This window comes from Xanthomonas sp. NCPPB 4037 (genome assembly GCF_041475695.2).
GTDB lineage: Bacteria > Pseudomonadota > Gammaproteobacteria > Xanthomonadales > Xanthomonadaceae > Xanthomonas > Xanthomonas campestris.
Genome location: NZ_CM191261.1, coordinates 1569089 through 1583860, shown reverse-complemented (window position 1 = coordinate 1583860; position 14772 = coordinate 1569089). Strand labels below are relative to the sequence as shown.

Sequence of the window (14772 nt, the reverse complement as noted above, 5' to 3'; positions counted from 1 at the left end):
CGGGTGAGGAACGGCGAGAACATCAGTCCTGCGGTGGCGGGGCCGGCTGTGCTCGGCCTGCCGCAGCGGCCGCCTGCGGGGCGGGCTCGAACGGATAGAACGCTGGCGCCTGCCGGCTTTGACTGAAGCTGGCGTTGAGCGGGCTTTCGCCCGACCCCGACAGTGCGGCGCGCGGCCACGGGCGGGCCTGCAGCGTGGTTTCAGGATGTGTGAACGGGTTTGCCGCCGCCGGCGAGGCGACTGCTGGCGTTGCAGCCGGGGCCGCAGCGGAGGCCACCATCCGGGCCGGTGCCTGCTGGTTGCGCGCCGCCACGCTGCGAGCGACCTGCTGATTGCGGGTCGCCGCGCCACGCCGGGCCGAGGCCAGCGCCGCCGCGGGCACGGCCGCCGCCAGGGCAACCACGTCGTCCGGCGCATCCGGGGCCTTCGGCGCCTGTGGGGCGGGAGTGGATGCGGGCAGCTGTGCGGTGGTGGCGAACACCTGCTCGGCGGGCGCGGGCGCGGCCACCTCAGGCAGCCGTTCGCGGGACACGAACAAGGCGATTGCGGCGACCGATGCCGCCAGCGCGGCACCGCCACCCCAACGCCAGCGCGCAGCAGGGCGAGCCGCCGGCGCCGCGGCAGGTGCCGGTTCTTCGGCCACGGCAGCGCGCACCTTGGCGGCGAAATCCAGCGGCGCCGGGGCACTTGCCGCGCCGCGCAGCACATCGCCGCAGAGCTGCCAGCGTTCCTGGCAGCCGGCCAACTCTTCGTCATGGGCTAGGCGCCGCAGCAAAAAGCGCGACTCCTCGGCACTCAGCTCGCCATCCACCAGCGCGGACAGCTGCTGGCGATAATGACGTTCGAACTTGTCGGTGATGGACATGTCAGGGTTATTGGTCATACACGGTGTCGCTCACGGGTAGCGCTTTCGGTCTCCAGCAGAGGCCGTAGCTCGATGTCGATGGCCTCGCGCGCCCGGAAGATGCGCGAGCGCACCGTTCCGATCGGGCAATCCATCTTTCGCGCGATCTCCTCGTAACTCAGCCCTTCCACCTCGCGCAGGGTGATGGCCGACCGGAGTTCTTCCGGCAAGGCTTGGACCGCACGCATCACCGTTTGTTCCAGCTCCTGTCGCATCAATTCGCGCTCCGGGGTGTCGGTGTCGCGCAAGCGGGTCGCACCATCGAATTGTTCGGCGTCGCTGACGTCGATGTCATCGGTGGGCGGGCGGCGATTGTGCGCAACCAGGTGGTTCTTGGCAGTGTTCACGGCAATGCGGTGCAGCCACGTATAGAACTGGGCGTCGCCACGAAAACTGTTGATCGCGCGGTAAGCGCGCACAAACGTATCCTGGGCCACGTCCTGGCATTCGCTCCAGTCGGCGATGTAGCGCCCGATCAGGGCGACGATCCGGTGCTGGTACTTGCGCACCAACACATCGAACGCCGCACTTTCGCCGCGCTGCACACGCCGGACCAGTTCCAGATCCAGCTCCTGAGGTGTATCGACTTCGGCCATGTCGGGCCGCACTCCTGTCTGCCCACCGAAGTCGGGCAATGAGACCGCCATTGAAAAGAAAAGTTCCTACCGATCCAAACGATCGCAGCGCTGCCGCAAACAGCGGCGCCGACGTGTCGCTGGCGACGCCTTGCACTGGGCCGGCACCGTCCTGCGACAGGTATGGGTATTTGACGTGAAGGAAACAACCTCTGGATGATAACGGCCTTTCCTTATATCGCCGGATGGCCAACCGCATGCTTCCAGGTTTCGACGGGCTCCGATTCAGCCATTGGCAGGCAGACCTGCGCGAGGACGGCGTGCTCGTGCTCAGCCTCGACCGCCAGGGCACGGCGGTCAATGCCTTCTCGCAGGACGTGCTGCTCGAACTGGGCGATGTCATCGAACGCCTGGCACTGGATCCGCCCAAGGGCGTGGTGCTGCGCTCGGCCAAGGCCAATGGTTTCATCGCCGGCGCCGACCTGAAGGAATTCCAGGAGTTCGACCGCCGCGGCACCGTCAACGACGCAATTCGCCGCGGCCAGCAAGTGTTCCAGAAACTGGCCGAACTGCCCTGCCCCACGGTGGCCGCCATCCACGGCTTCTGCATGGGCGGCGGCACCGAGATTGCACTGGCCTGCCGCTACCGGGTGGCCTCGGACGATGGCAGCACGCGCATCGGGCTGCCGGAAACCAAGCTCGGCATCTTTCCCGGCTGGGGCGGCAGCGCCCGCTTGCCGCGCCTCATCGGGGCACCGGCGGCAATGGACTTGATGCTCACCGGGCGCACGGTGTCGGCCAAGGCTGCGCGTGCGATGGGCCTGGTCGACAAGGTTGCGGCACCGGCGGTGCTGGTGGATGTGGCCGCGGCACTGGCATTGGCCGGCACCACGCGCCCGTTCAAGCAACGCGCCACCGCCTGGGCGACCAACACCCTGCTCGCACGCAAGCTGCTGGCACCGCAGATGCGCAAGCAGGTCGCACGCAAGGCACGCAAGGAACACTACCCCGCGCCGTATGCGTTGATCACCACGTGGGAGCGCGCCGGTGGCGGTGGGATCCAGGCCCGCCTGGCGGCCGAACGCAAGGCAGTGGTGAAGCTTGCCAGCACGCCGGCAGCGCGCAATCTGATCCGCATCTTCTTCCTGACCGAGCGGCTCAAGGCCCTTGGCGGCAAGGACACCGGCTTGCCGGCCATCCGCCACGTGCATGTCGTCGGTGCCGGCGTGATGGGCGGTGACATCGCGGCGTGGGCCGCCTACAAGGGCTTCGAGGTCACGCTGCAGGACCGCGAACAGCGCTTCATCGATACCGCATTGGCGCGCGGCGGCGAACTGTTTGGCAAGCGCGTGAAGGACGAGACCAAGCGCCCCGCCGTGGCCGCACGTCTGCGCGGCGATCTGGCCGGCGCGGGCGTGGCGCAGGCGGATCTGGTGATCGAGGCGATCATCGAAAACCCGCAAGCCAAGCGCGATCTCTACCAGAGCATCGAGCCGCACCTCAAGCCGGATGCGCTACTCACCACCAACACCTCCTCGATTCCGTTGACCGAGTTGCGTGGGCACATCCAGCGCCCGGCGCAGTTTGCCGGCCTGCACTATTTCAACCCGGTGGCGATGATGCCGCTGGTGGAAATCGTGCAGCACGACGGGCTGGATCCGGCCAACGTGGCGCGGCTGGCCGCGTTCTGCAAGGCGCTGGACAAATTCCCGGTACCGGTCGCCGGCACGCCGGGATTCCTGGTCAACCGCGTGCTGTTCCCGTACTTGCTGGAAGCGGCCACCGCCTACGCCGAGGGCATTCCCGGGCCGGTGCTGGATAAGACCGCGGTGAAGTTCGGCATGCCGATGGGGCCGATCGAATTGATCGACACCGTGGGCCTGGACGTGGCCGCCGGCGTCGGTGCGGAGCTCGCCCCGTTCCTGGGCCTGCCGATCCCGGTAGCACTGGCCACGGTGGAGGCCGGCAAGCGCGGCAAGAAGGACGGCCAGGGCTTGTACAAGTGGGAGAACGGCCGCGCGGTCAAACCCGAAGTTGCCAGCGGCTACGAGGTGCCGGCGGACCTGGAAGACCGCCTGGTCCTGCCATTGCTCAACGAAGCGGTGGCCTGCCTGCATGAAGGCGTGGTGGCCGATGCCGACCTGCTCGATGCCGGCGTGATCTTCGGCACTGGCTTTGCGCCTTTCCGCGGCGGCCCGATCCAGCACATCCGCAGCGTCGGTGCAGACGCGCTGCTGGCCCGCCTGCACGCCTTGCAGGCGCGGTATGGCGAGCGGTTTGCGCCGCGGCCGGGCTGGGACTCGCCGGTGTTGCGGGAGCCGGTGGCGTGAGCCTGCAGCGTCGGGATTCTGCCTGCGAACGCACGCGAGCTGATTGATGATCGGCCGATGTCGAGTCAAGCCGCGGCGGTACAACGATCGAACGGGCCATCACCACTGAACAAAGAACGGCGAGCCAAGGCTCGCCGTTCTTTTTTAACCAGTACCGCAACTCCAGTTAAAAGCGCAGGCCCACACTGGTGAAGATATAACGACCCGCCTGGTCGTATCCACCCAGGGAGTTGCCGTTGAAGGTCAGGCTGCCCCCCACCAGCGGTGGCTCCTTGTCGGCGATGTTGTTGACACCCAGCGTCCAGGTGACGTAATCGCCCAACTGCATTGAACCGGACAGGTCGAAGTAGTTGTACGCCGACACCTTGTTGTCCTGGTTCACCAGGCGCACGTCGGTTGTGCCCGGGGTTCCGTCGGTGTTCTGGTAGTCCAGTTCACCGATATAGCGCCAACGCAGACTGACGGTGTAGCGGTCGAAGTTGTAGCGCGTGCTCAGCACATGCCGCCACTCGGCACTGTTGCAGGCCACGTTGACCACGCCAGCGCAGTCGTAGGTCACTTCCTGCACACCCGGAACCGGCTCGTATTCCTGCTTGAGGGCATAGCTGCCCATCATCGAGGCGGTCAGGCGGCCCGGGCCGACACTCCATGCATACGACGCGGTCAGATCGATACCCTGGAAGTGCAAGGAGCCGAAATTGTCCTGGGAATTGAAGATCAGGCCGGAGACATCCGGGTCGCTGCCGCGGAACAGATCGCCGGTCGTGGCGTTGCGGCGGACGCGGCTGCAGATGTCCGCATTACCGGTGACACCGCATGCGGTCAGGATGTTGGAAGAACCGATCGCACGGATAGCGTCGTCGATCTTGATGTCGTAATAGTCCACGCTCAGATCGAGCCCCTTGATCGGGCTGGCCGCGAAACCGACCGTCCAGGTGTTGGCCGTTTCCGGTTGCAGAGCAGTATTGCCACCACCGATCTCGTTGTACTGCCCTGCTGGATTTGCCGCCACACGGCCGTATTGCGCGGCCGTCACACCGGTGTTGGCGCACTGAGCCTGGGTAAATGTTGGATTGGCGCCAGCGCAGGGGTCGCTACCGCTCCACAGCCCGATCGTATTTTCGTTGTACAACTCGGTGACGTTCGGCGCGCGGATCGCGCGGTTCCAGCCTGCCCGCAGGTGGTATTTGCCATCGACGAAGGTCGCACCCAGACCCGCCTTGTAAGTGCTGACACCCCCGGAGATGTCGTAGTCCGAGTAGCGATAGCCAAGCTGCATATCCAGGTGATCCAGGCTGCCTGCGTTGGCCAGAAGCGGCACCGCGCCTTCCAGGAACAATTCCTTGACGCTGATATCGCCGGATACATTGGATGTCGGGCCGCCCAGACCGGTGAAGTTGCCGGTCTGCATATTGCTATCGGCGACGCGCTTGAAGGTTTCAGTCCGGGTTTCCACGCCACCGACCACACTGATCGGATTGTCGCCGGCCCACGGCAGGCTGTAACCGAAGTTGCCGGTCACATAGGCATTGAACACGCGCATCGAGGTTTCGTAATTGACGATACCGACGCCCTGTAGCGCTTCTGCCTCCGCAGCGGTCACGCTGTCGTTCCAGACGCTGTACGGCACGCATCCGTCGAACGCGCCAGGCTGGCAGCCCAAGAGTGCGTCGCGCACGCGGGTGGTGACAAAGTCGTTGATGTTTTCCGACTTGGTGGTACTGCGGTTATAGGTAAAGGAGGCGTCGTACGACCAGTTGTCGTCGATATCGCCCTGTGCACCGGTGGTGATGCTGAAACTGTTTGTGTCCGAATCGGTAATGCGCGGGCCACCTTCGACGTTGCGCTTGGCAACGTACACCGTGAACTCGTCGTCGGTAATACCGACATCGTTACACAGGCTACCGATCACCGATGTTGCGCAGTTGACGTTGAGGTCGGTAAAGAACGCACCCGATGGGGCAATCTGGGTCGAACTCTTGCGATTGACAAAGAGGGTCTCGAGGTAGGGTTTGAAGTGCTCATTGACCTCGTACTTGATGCTGCTGCCAGCCGTGTACCGCGTGTCAGGCCGTTGGTAGTAATTCAACGGCGCAAAATTGTAGAGATTGGGCGAAGCGACCTGCGACCAGGCCCCGCCTGCGGAAGGCTGCACATAGAACGCGCCCGCCGACGGCGCAACGACGTAAAAATTGGCAGGGTCCGCAGTCGCCGAGCCGCCGCAGGCAGTGCCCCCGTTGCTCAATGCACAGGCAGAGTAATCACGCTGCCCTTGCAACAAGGGATCATTTTCGCGCCAGGTTGCCCAGGCGGTCGCATGACCCGATTCACCGAAACTGCCGCCGATCGCCAGATCCACATTGCGGGAAATACCATCAAAGCCGGAATTGCCCGTTGGATAATCGTACCCGGCATCATCCATCAGGCCGCGCATCAGCTTGTTGCCGTTGTCGTGCTGAAAGGCGTTGTAGCCCATGTCGACACTGACGCCTTCAAACTCGTCGTCCAACACAAAGTTGACCACGCCGGCGACAGCGTCCGACCCGTACACCGCAGACGCACCGCCAGTGAGAACATCCACCCTGCGCACCAGTGCGGCGGGAATGATGCTGATATCCGGGCTTTCGCCGATGCCCTTGGGGATACGCCTGCCGTTGACCAACGTCAGGGTCCGCTGCGCACCCAAGCCACGCAGATCGACGGTTGCATATCCATCCGAACCGTTGTTGGCAAAGTTGTCGAAGCTTGCGGAAAGCTGGGGATATTGATTGATCAGATCTTCGACCTTGGTCGCGCCGGTGTACTGAAATTCTTCCTTGTTGATTTCTGCCACGGGGCTGGAGGCAGTCATCGTCTGGCTCTTGATGCGCGTACCGGTGACGTTGACCGTGTCCAGGCTTTTGGCATCCATCGATGGCTGCTCTTGCGCCATCGCGCTACCTGTGAACGCCAGGGCAGCGGCGCCAACCGCGAGCGATACCCTGATGGCATCGCGCAACTTGGTGGTCTTCAATCTCATCTCTCTCTCCGACAGTGCGAACGGGTGGCGCAGGGCAAGACCTGCCACCGGGAGCGGCAAGTACGCAACCACTGCGACGACGCAGGCGAGCGCATCAAACGGCGCTGACCACATTGGCTAGCGGGGGCGAAATAGGCGCCCTAAAAACGCTGCCAAGCCGATGCTAAGTCGATGTCAAAGAAAATTAAAGCCCTGTTCAGCAATGCTCCGAAAGAGTGCGCAAAAGCCCCAAAACGGTGCGCAGATCACACAGCAAGTGGTTCGCATTGCTTATCGAGCAATTGACCAACTGTCTATGTAGGTCGATGCACCGCTCACCTTGCAGTTGGCACTGCAACCCCTGCCGCCTGTAGCCGTTGCACGAGCGCGTCGAGCCCAGACAGATGCCGACGTGAGCCATGTACCGAGCGCTGATGCACCTCTCCGCGCACTTGAGCCGCACTTGCGGTGACGAAGGCCACATCTGCCATCTCGGGCACGCCCTCGCGCGAGGCAAGCCCACACCACTGCACTACCCGAGTAATCTGGCTGTCCGTATCGCGCACCAGTTCTTCGTAGTGCACGTCCAGGATCTTCCCCGGCAGCAGCGCATGCCAATGACGCATCGTCTGCTGATATGCCAGGTAATACTCGCCAATTTCGTCCAGCGCGTACGAGAATGGATACGCGTTGTAGAAAAGCGTTTTGTAGATGGCGTAGCAAGTATCGAGCGGATCCCGGACCAGGTGGATGATGCGCGCCTTTGGCAAGGCCGCTGCGATCATTCCGCAGTAGAGATAGTTGATCGGCATCTTGTCGATCAACAGCGGGTGTCCATGAACAACCTCACGCGCGCCGCGCAGGTAATCGTCACCGAGCGCGGCAAAATCGATCTGCCGCGATGCCTGCGCCGCCGTCAACGCTGGGTTGCTTGACGCGATGCGTGACGTTGCAGTTCCCAGCAACGCACCGAAGTCCATCAGCTCCCCCGCCGAACGGGCGTCAGCGTGCTGTACGAGAAGGCGTTCCAGCAGCGTGGTGCCCGAGCGCGGCAAGCCAACGATGAAGATGACGCCCTCGCCCCCCTGCCCCGAGCGCAGCGCCTGCAATGCTTCCGGACCGTAAGCGTCGCGGATCTCCGCGATCCGCGCGCACTCGGCAGCGACGTCGTACTGCAAGGTCGCACGCTTGCTGGCAGCTGCGACCGTCAGTGTCTGAAACGCCTCCTCATGCCGACCAAGATCTTCCAGCTCCTTTGATAGCGCAAACAGAGCTGCTGCCCTCGCCTGCGGATCAAACGCGGTGGATGCCAACCTGCGACGCAGATCCTCCAGGTGGTTCTGCTGCGCGGTCTGTCGTCGCAAACTGGCGCGCAGGTACAACGCATCGCCGGCGTTCGGCACCAACTGCAACAGCCGATCCAGAATGCGCTCTGCAGCATCGAACTCACCGCTGAAAAATTGCATCGTCGCAAGGTCGTACATCAGCCGCGGCTGCTCTCCGAGCAATGTCAGTGCCTGTCGGTAGGCGTCGCGTGCGGCAACAACATCCTGGCAGCCGCTGTGAAGCGTACCGATCTGCCAGAGCGCCGCTCCATCCGCCGCCGACAATGCCTGCGCCTGGCGAGCCACGCGCCGGGCCTCGTGGCGGCGGCGCAGCTGCACCAGCAAGCTGCCGTACTTGATCAGGAGCGGGACCGGAAACACCGCAACCGCCGCAGCACGCGCGATGCGCTCGGCCGCGGCGTCTGGATCACCGTTCGCAAGCAGGGCTTCGCTGGCCAATTCAAGCAGATGCGCATCATCAGGATGGCGTGCGCAAGCACCCTCTGCCAGCGCAACCGCATCGTGATAGCGGCCCTGACGCAACAACTGATATCCGTCTCGCAGGATGCTTTTTTGCTCACTCTCGGTCAATCAGGTCTCTCCCGCTCATGGTCGTTGGTATCAGCGCTGTCAATCGATGCGTCGAGCACGCAGTGCGACGCCGCCAGGGGTGACCAACATGTAGCTCCCCATCGCGGCGCTGCGAATTGTCACGGCGTCGCCTTCAGCCAGATGACCACGGCTGGTGGATTCTGTGAGCGCCCAGCGCTGCTGGCTGTCCAACACCACGACGCGGGTACCGTCGGTCTGATAGGCCACCGCGCGGACGGTGGCGCTCACCTGTGCTGGCGGCTTTCCGGTCAACGTCGCCGGAGTGTGTGCTGGATCGCGACCGAATTCCCTTATTCCCCTGCCGGCTTCAGCGGCGCGCACTGCAGCCGATGGCGGAAAGCTCGCGTCGTAGCAGGCCAGCCGTGGCAACGGATCGAGCACCGACGCACAGGCATGCGTGGCCGCCTCCTGCGCCGTTGCGCTCGTTGCGCTCGTTGCGCTCGTTGCGCTCGTTGCGCACACCATCAGCAGGGTTCCGAAGGATTTCCACATGGGCATTGCATGTCTTCGCTGTCGACGATGCCCGAGCATACAAGGCAACCGCATGGCCGGGTACGGGGCAGGCCGCGCCTCCGTCGCAAGCCGATTGACACACCGCGCACGCTGCCCAAGCATGCAGCCACCACTCCTCCACCTCTGTTTCGGGAGCATGCGTTGAACGCCTCTTTGCAGCAGGCCGCAAAACTCTTGCAGCAGGGACATCTGCAGCAGGCAACCGAGGCCTATCGACAAGTGCTGCGCACCCAGCCTCGCTGCGCCGATGCCTGGTACAACCTGGGTTACCTGCTACGCCATCATGGCGACGCAACCGGGGCACTCGATGCGTACGGGAAGGCCCTGCTCTGCGGCGCTACGGCGCCGGAACAGATCCACCTCAATCGTGCCGCACTGCTGAGCGACCACCTACACCAGGACGCGCTGGCGCTTGAAGAACTGGGACTTGCCCTGCAGTGCCATCCAGACTATCCGCCGGCGCTGCTCAACCTCGGCAATCTGCACGAGGAACTGGGCGCCCGCGATCAAGCGATCGCGGCCTATGCCCGACTTGTAGCACTCATTGGCGCCGACACATCCACCCATGCGCTCCAACTGCAGGCGACCGCCCGATTGCTGCACCTGGACCCACCGGCGCATGCGCAGGATCCACGCCTGATCAGGCTCGCCAATGCTGTCGCCCTGCCGGGCCAGGACGCAGCGTTGTCGGCGATCGTCTCACATGCACTGGCGCAGGCTTACGATCGCCTGGGGCTACACCAGCGTGCATTCGAGACCGCAAGCGCGGCCAACCGCGATGGCTACGCACGGGCACGCCGCTACGAGCCGGAACAGACACAACAGCGCTTCAGCCATATCAGCGCCGCGTTTGCCGATGGCGCCAGTGTGAGCGAGCAATCCGATCGGCTCACTGCGCAGGACGTACCGGCGCCGTTGTTCATTTGCGGCATGTTTCGCTCCGGCTCCACATTGCTCGAACAAGTGCTGTCGCGTCATCCCTGCATTGCCGCCGGGGGCGAGCTGGATGCGCTGCCCCGCCTGGTTGCACAGGCGTTGTCGCCGTTTCCGCAGGCCGCGCAAGACCTGCCCGCACAGACCCGGGCACAGCTGGCGGCCAGCTATCGGCAACGCGTGGCGCTGGCGGTTCCGCACCACGCGCAGTTGCGCTACATCACCGACAAGCGGCTGGACAACTTTGAACTGGTCGGCTTGATCAAGCAGCTCTTTCCCTCCGCAAGGATCGTGCATACACGTCGCCATCCGCTGGACAACGGGCTGTCGATCTTCATGCAGCAAGTCAATCCGCATCGATTCGGTTATGCAGGCAGACTGGAAGACATCGGTCATTTCTATGGGGCGTCTGCGCAATTGATGCAGCACTGGCTGTCGCTGTATCCGGACAGCATCCACACGTTCGACTACGACGCCTTCGTTACCGCACCGGAATCCACCCTGCGGGCGCTGCTCGACTTCCTGCAGCTGCCATGGGAACCGCAGTGTCTGGAGTTCCATCGCGCGCAGAACGCGGTCAGAACTGCCAGCTACTGGCAGGTACGCCGCCCGCTGCATGCCGAGGCATCGGGTCGCTGGCGAGCGTATGCCGCGCACCTTGGGCCACTACGGCAGGCACTCGCAGCAACCGGCGTCGCGATCGAAGACTGAGCAATGGCCGGCGCGCACTCATCCAGCGCGATGGCGTGCGATGGTCGCTTCCATGGCATTGACCATGGCGCGCTCTTCCTCGCTCAATTGAGGATTCCACACGTCGAAAATCAACACCACGCGTGCATGCGCACTCTCGTTGCGCGCTTCGTGCTCGATCGAATCATCGAACACAAGCACCTTTCCGATCTCCCACTGCCGCCAGTCGTAGCCCACCCGGAAGCTGCAGCCCTCCGGCACGATCAACGGCAGATGCGCTACCAGGCGTGCATTGGTCTCGCCATGGTGCGGAGGAATCACCGTATGCGGTGCCAGGACCGAAAACATCGCATTGGGACAGACGCCAGCAATCTGCGCGGCATCGACCGATGCCAGTGCGGCAGCGGTTGCAGGGCACCGCTGCAGGTGGGACTCCACGGGCTGGCCATGTTGCCATAGCGGGTACGCGCTCCATGCGGGCGAGTGGTTGAGTTGTTCCCACTGATTCACCGGCTGACCGGGCGCGTAGGCGATATAGGGAGCAAATCCACTGCTGTCGGCCGCCATGACGGCGTGCAGCTCCTGTGCGATGGCATCGGTCTGTTCCTGCAATGCTTCGACCCAGGGAAACGCCGCCGGGTCATGGAAGGGCAATGCAGGCAATCGCGGAATGAGCAGACGGTTGGACTGGGAATGAAATGGGCGGGATCGACCGCTTGCGATCGCTGCCGCCTCATCCCATCGCCCCTGGAGCGCAGCATTCACCGACTGACGCGGCACCTGCAGCGCAGTCCGCAGCTGTGCCTCCAGCTCCAACGTGTCCTGCTCGACAGCCTCGCTGGCGCGTGCGAGCTTGCGGCGCAGCACGGCCGGCCACTGTGGTTGCGGTGGTGCAACCTTCAAGGCGTCGCGGTAGACACCGGCAGCCGCACGCGGCTTGCCGCGCGCTTCCAGAAACTCGGCTTTCGCCAACACGCCAGGCAAGAAGTACGGATCCAGCGCCAGCGCCGCGGCAATGGCCTGCCATTCGCCGTCCACGTCCCCCTGCGCCTGCTTGACCACGGCAATGGTCAAGACGATCATCGGATCGCCCGGGCTGGTTGCCCGCGCGCCGTCCAGATACGCGATCGCGGCCTGCGTGTCGCCGCGTTGATAGGCGTGAACCCCCAGGCTATACAGCGCCTGCGGGTGTGCCGGCGCCAGTTGCCGCACGCCCTCCCATAACGCCTCGGCGTGCTGCCAGTCCCCTGCCGACGCTGCGGCACTAGCCGCTTGCACGAGTGCGGCAACCCGCTCGTTCAACTGCTCGATCTGTAGCGCCATGACACCCGCCGTGTGCAGAACTCATCCCGCGCCGATCATACGATGGAGGCGGCCGTGCGCCAGTCGGGCGTGATGACGGAAGCGCTGGCGCCTGTCTGGCGTACTGCGATAGCACACTTGCAACACGCTCAAGCGACGGCGCCACCCACCGCTCAGTGGGAATGACCGCCATGTCCATGTGCGTGCCCGTGCCCGTGCCCGTGGTGATCGTCATGCGCGGCGCCTGACGCGGCCTTTGGCGTGCCGCACAGATCGGCTCCGCAATCGCCGCTCTCCACCTGCAAGGTGACGTGGGCGATGTCGAAGCGGTCGTGTAGCAGTTCGCCCAGCGTTTGACGCAGGCGGTCGCGGTCGATCGTTTCGCTAACCACCACGTGGGCCGTCAAGGCCGGGGTGCTGGAGGCCACGGCCCAGACGTGCAGATCATGGACGTCTTCGACGCCGGGATGGCTGGTGAGCGCCTGCTGCACCTGGGCGAGGTCGATGCCTTTGGGAACGCCTTCCAGCAGCACATTGATCGCTTCGCGCAGCAACACCCCGGTGCGCGGCAATACCCATAGGCCGATCAGCACCGCCAGCACTGGGTCGATCCACTGCCAGCCAGTCCAACGGATCAGCAAGGCGCCGATGATCACCGCGACCGAGCCGAGCATGTCGCTCCAGACTTCCAGATAGGCACCCTTGACGTTGAGGCTTTCGCCGCTGCCGGCGTGCAGCAGCTTCATCGCGATCAGGTTGATCACCAGGCCCAGCCCGGCGATCAGCAGCATGCCGTTGGAGGAAATATCCTGCGGTGCGCGAAACCGCTGCGCGGCTTCCCAGAGGATATAGGCGCCCACGCCAAACAGCAGCGCGCCATTGACCAATGCGCCCAGCGCTTCAAGGCGCACGTAACCGTAGGTGCGACGCGCGTCTGCCGGACGCCGGCTGAGCCGGACCGCGACCAGCGCAATCATCAAACCCAAGGTGTCGGTCGCCATGTGCGCCGCATCCGACAACAGCGCCAGACTGTTGGACACGAACGCGCCGATGACCTCGGCCACCAGGAAGGTGGCGGTGAGAGCCAGCGCCCACCAGAGCGGCGTTTCGTGGCGGATCTCGCTGGGTGCGTGGCTGTGATCGTGTCCCATGGGGTGTCGGCCTTGTGCAATGCGCGCACCTTAGGGCCACGCGGTTGCGGAGACTATTACACCGGCGCGTGATGAGATCACATCACGTGAGGGCGGCGCTGCGCCTTATTGCCCAGCCCGGATAGCAACCTGGGCGGGTAACGAAAGCTCTCGAACACCGTCGCAATGGCGGCACGTGCTGACCACGTTGCCTTCATTGGCGGGTGGAGTGGTGTCGTATTAACAGTGACAGTGCTCGGATGGAGAGTCTGGCCAGACCGCCCCGCATCAGACGGCTGCACTGCTCGCAAGCATGCGTACCGACCATCTAGACAGGCCCTTGCCCGCCTACCGTCGCGGGACCTCATGCGGCATGGATGCCGCACAAGAACCTACACGGAGGGACTTGCGGTATGTCCCGCGATGGTAGGCGGGCAAGGGCCTCGCAGCCAGGCCGTAGATCATCGCCCTGCACCCTACGCCGCCCCGTTCGATCACCTGCAAGACGGATGCCGGTGACAGCGCCGGCGACGCACACTTGGCGGTGGGCGTCCCAGCTTTATCAGCTGCCCTCACACCTTGGCCACCAGCTTGACCACGCTGGAAAAATCCAGCGCGCCATTGCCGGCATGGCTGTTCATGGCGTACAGGTTGCGTGCCAGTTCGCCCAGCGGAATCGATGCGCCCGCCTGCACCGCGGCCTCGGCGACCAGGCCCAGGTCCTTGAGCATGAGGTCATTGCCGAAACCGCCGCTGTAGCCGCGCGAGGCAGGTGCATTCTCCAGTACACCGGGCCATGGGTTGCAGACTTCGGTGGCCCAGCTGCGCCCGGTGCTGACCGCCATCATTTGCGACAACACTGCCGGGTCGAGCCCCTGCGCCACGCCCAGCGCGATGGCTTCGCCGGTGGCGGCCATGATCACTCCAAGCGCCATGTTGTTGCACAGCTTGGCCACTTGCCCAGCGCCGTTGTCGCCGACATGGAAGAGGTTCTTGCCCATCGCCTGCAGCACCGGACGCGCGCGTTCCAGCGCCTGTGCAGCGCCGCCCACGATGAAGGTGAGTGTGCCGGCTGCCGCGCCCGCCGTGCCGCCGGACACCGGGGCATCCAGCATGTCCAGGCCGCGCGCCTGCGCAGCAGTGGCCACCGTGCGTGCCATTGCCGGCGCAATGGTGCTGCAATCGATCACCAACGCGCCCGCGGGAATGTGCGCAAGGATGCCGGCACCGCCCAGATACAGCCCTTCCACGTGCTTGCTGGCAGGCAACATGGAGATGACGACCTCCGCGCCGTGCAGGGTGTCGCTTGCGGAACTGGCCACCTGCGCGCCGGCGGCATGTGCGGTATCCAACGCACTGCGCACCAGGTCGAACACACGCAGCTCGTGCCCGGCCTTGATCAGGTTGGCGGCCATCGGCCCGCCCATATTGCCCAGGCCGATAAAAGCGATCTTGCTCAT

At 64.3% G+C, this 14772-nt stretch carries 10 protein-coding genes; 2 read left to right on the top strand and 8 right to left on the bottom strand.

Features of this window, described 5'->3' with window-relative positions; genetic code table 11:
• Window positions 1–22 precede the first annotated feature (22 nt).
• Window positions 23–883, bottom strand: coding sequence for a sigma-E factor negative regulatory protein (locus ACCQ01_RS07055; RefSeq protein ID WP_228432642.1), 861 nt, complete (start codon window positions 881–883; stop codon window positions 23–25).
• A complete protein-coding gene (rpoE, locus tag ACCQ01_RS07050) occupies window positions 880–1500 on the bottom strand; it encodes an RNA polymerase sigma factor RpoE (RefSeq protein WP_011036461.1) in 621 nt (206 codons plus the stop codon). Before rpoE ends, ACCQ01_RS07055 begins: the two co-directional genes overlap by 4 nt.
• 236 nt (window positions 1501–1736) lie before the next feature.
• On the opposite strand from rpoE, the gene ACCQ01_RS07045 reads away from it, so the two are divergent.
• Window positions 1737–3809, top strand: coding sequence for a 3-hydroxyacyl-CoA dehydrogenase NAD-binding domain-containing protein (locus ACCQ01_RS07045; protein ID WP_228432644.1), 2073 nt, complete (start codon window positions 1737–1739; stop codon window positions 3807–3809).
• Between the two features lie 166 nt (window positions 3810–3975).
• Here the strand turns inward: ACCQ01_RS07045 and ACCQ01_RS07040 are convergent, their stop codons facing one another.
• The 3 genes from ACCQ01_RS07040 to ACCQ01_RS07030 all read right to left on the bottom strand — a co-directional run bounded on the left by ACCQ01_RS07040 (window position 3976) and on the right by ACCQ01_RS07030 (window position 9209).
• Entirely contained in the window at window positions 3976–6828 is a 2853-nt protein-coding gene (locus ACCQ01_RS07040) for a TonB-dependent receptor (RefSeq protein ID WP_228432646.1), read from the bottom strand.
• A 314-nt stretch (window positions 6829–7142) separates the two neighbouring features.
• Window positions 7143–8723 carry a tetratricopeptide repeat-containing sulfotransferase family protein gene (locus ACCQ01_RS07035; protein ID WP_228432648.1) on the bottom strand — a complete coding sequence of 527 codons (1581 nt, stop codon included), beginning with the start codon at window positions 8721–8723 and terminating at the stop codon, window positions 7143–7145.
• Between the two features lie 39 nt (window positions 8724–8762).
• On the bottom strand, window positions 8763–9209 hold the full coding sequence (locus ACCQ01_RS07030) for a hypothetical protein (RefSeq protein ID WP_323370322.1): 447 nt from the start codon (window positions 9207–9209) through the stop codon (window positions 8763–8765).
• 189 nt (window positions 9210–9398) lie between these two features.
• On the opposite strand from ACCQ01_RS07030, the gene ACCQ01_RS07025 reads away from it, so the two are divergent.
• Complete coding sequence (locus ACCQ01_RS07025) at window positions 9399–10901, top strand: tetratricopeptide repeat-containing sulfotransferase family protein (protein WP_228432649.1); 1503 nt, start codon at window positions 9399–9401, stop codon at window positions 10899–10901.
• 18 nt (window positions 10902–10919) lie between these two features.
• On the opposite strand, the gene ACCQ01_RS07020 is transcribed toward ACCQ01_RS07025, so the two are convergent.
• The 3 genes from ACCQ01_RS07020 to mmsB form a co-directional block, all read right to left on the bottom strand.
• Window positions 10920–12203, bottom strand: coding sequence for an aspartyl/asparaginyl beta-hydroxylase domain-containing protein (locus ACCQ01_RS07020; protein WP_228432651.1), 1284 nt, complete (start codon window positions 12201–12203; stop codon window positions 10920–10922).
• Between the two features lie 152 nt (window positions 12204–12355).
• Window positions 12356–13333 (bottom strand): cation diffusion facilitator family transporter, encoded by a 978-nt coding sequence (locus ACCQ01_RS07015; protein ID WP_228432653.1) that lies wholly within the window; start codon window positions 13331–13333, stop codon window positions 12356–12358.
• A 551-nt stretch (window positions 13334–13884) separates the two neighbouring features.
• Window positions 13885–14772: a 3-hydroxyisobutyrate dehydrogenase gene (mmsB, locus tag ACCQ01_RS07010; protein ID WP_228432655.1), complete on the bottom strand. Its 888-nt coding sequence runs from the start codon at window positions 14770–14772 to the stop codon at window positions 13885–13887.

Excerpts from the sequence above, each read along its gene's own strand:
- ACCQ01_RS07055 (WP_228432642.1), bottom strand. The coding sequence starts at position 883 with ATGACCAATAACCCTGACATGTCCATCACCGACAAGTTCGAACGTCAT.
- rpoE (WP_011036461.1), bottom strand. The coding sequence starts at position 1,500 with ATGGCCGAAGTCGATACACCTCAGGAGCTGGATCTGGAACTGGTCCGG.
- ACCQ01_RS07045 (WP_228432644.1), top strand. The coding sequence starts at position 1,737 with ATGCTTCCAGGTTTCGACGGGCTCCGATTCAGCCATTGGCAGGCAGAC.
- ACCQ01_RS07040 (WP_228432646.1), bottom strand. The coding sequence starts at position 6,828 with ATGAGATTGAAGACCACCAAGTTGCGCGATGCCATCAGGGTATCGCTC.
- ACCQ01_RS07030 (WP_323370322.1), bottom strand. The coding sequence starts at position 9,209 with ATGGTGTGCGCAACGAGCGCAACGAGCGCAACGAGCGCAACGAGCGCA.
- ACCQ01_RS07020 (WP_228432651.1), bottom strand. The coding sequence starts at position 12,203 with ATGGCGCTACAGATCGAGCAGTTGAACGAGCGGGTTGCCGCACTCGTG.
- ACCQ01_RS07015 (WP_228432653.1), bottom strand. The coding sequence starts at position 13,333 with ATGGGACACGATCACAGCCACGCACCCAGCGAGATCCGCCACGAAACG.
- mmsB (WP_228432655.1), bottom strand. The coding sequence starts at position 14,772 with ATGAGCAAGATCGCTTTTATCGGCCTGGGCAATATGGGCGGGCCGATG.